This is a genomic window from Couchioplanes azureus (genome assembly GCF_014648355.1).
Taxonomy (GTDB): domain Bacteria; phylum Actinomycetota; class Actinomycetes; order Mycobacteriales; family Micromonosporaceae; genus Actinoplanes; species Actinoplanes azureus.
The window spans coordinates 1-1,352 of the sequence record NZ_BMQY01000033.1; the positions used below are offsets into that span (position 1 = coordinate 1).

A 1,352-nucleotide genomic window follows, 5' to 3' on the forward strand; every position below is an offset into this window, starting at 1 on the left:
CTTGGGGGGTGTGGGCGGACAGGGGCCAGAGGGTGAGTGCCGGTGCCGGGGGCGCTGCTGGCGGTGGTGGTGTGGGTGTGGTGGTGGGTGGTTCTTCGATGATGGCGTGGGCGTTGGTTCCGCTGACGCCGAAGGAGGAGATGCCGGCGCGGCGGGGTGTGGTGGTGGGTGGCCAGGGTTGGGGTTGGGTGAGCAGGTCGATGGTGCCGCTGGTCCAGTCGACGTGGGGGGTGGGCTGGGTGATGTGCAGGGTGGTGGGCAGGGTGTGGTGGTGCAGGGCGAGGACCATCTTGATGATGCCGGCGATGCCTGCGGCGGCTTGGGTGTGGCCGATGTTGGATTTGAGTGAGCCCAGGTAGACGGGCTCGGTGCGGTTGTGGCCGTAGGTGGCGAGCAGGGCTTGGGCCTCGATCGGGTCGCCGAGGGTGGTGCCGGTGCCGTGGGCTTCGACGGCGGTGATGTCGGTGTGGGTGAGTCCGGCGTTGGTGAGGGCTTGGCGGATCACGCGTTCCTGCGACGGGCCGTGGGGAGCGGTGAGTCCGTTGGAGGCGCCGTCTTGGTTGACGGCGGTGCCGCGGATCGTGGCGAGGATGGGGTGGCCGTGTTGCTGGGCGTCGCTGAGGCGTTCCAGCAGCAGCACGGTGATGCCTTCGGCCCAGCTGGTGCCGTCGGCGTCGGCGGAGAAGGGTTTGCAGTGGCCGTCGGGGGCCAGGCCCTGTTGCCGGCTGAACTCGATGAACATGCCGGGGTTGGCCATGATGGTGGCGCCGGCGGCGAGGGCGAGGTTGCATTCGTTGCTGCGTAGTGCCTGGCAGGCGAGGTGCAGGGCGACCAGCGATGAGGAGCAGGCGGTGTCCACGGTGATCGCGGGGCCTTCGAAGCCGAAGGTGTAGGCCAGGCGTCCGGAGGCGACGCTCATGGTGGTGCCGGTGAGCGCGTAGCCGTCGATGCCTTCGGGAGCTTCGTGCAGGCGGGGTCCGTATTCGGGATTGGTCGCGCCGATGAAGACGCCGGTGGGGCTGCCCCGCAGGGTGCCGGGGTCGATGCCGGCGCGTTCGAAAGCTTCCCAGCCGGTTTCCAGCAGCAGCCGTTGCTGGGGATCCATGGCCAGGGCTTCGCGCGGGCTGATGTTGAAGAACGCGGCGTCGAAGTCCGCGGCGTCGTGCAGGAAACCGCCGTAGCGGGTGTAGGTCTTGCCGGTGGCGCTGGGATCGGGGTCGTAGAGGGTGTCGAGGTCCCAGCCGCGGTCGGTGGGCAGGGTGGTGATGGCGTCACGGCCGTCGGTGAGCAGCTCCCACAGCTCTTCCGGCGAACGGATCCCGCCGGGCAACCGGCAGGACATCGCCACGATC

Annotated in this window: 1 protein-coding gene; it reads right to left on the minus strand. The window is 69.3% G+C overall.

The window, feature by feature from the left end; all coding sequences use genetic code 11:
* A partial coding sequence (locus IEY99_RS33730) for a type I polyketide synthase (protein WP_229799506.1) occupies positions 1-1,352 on the minus strand: 1,352 nt, incomplete at both ends.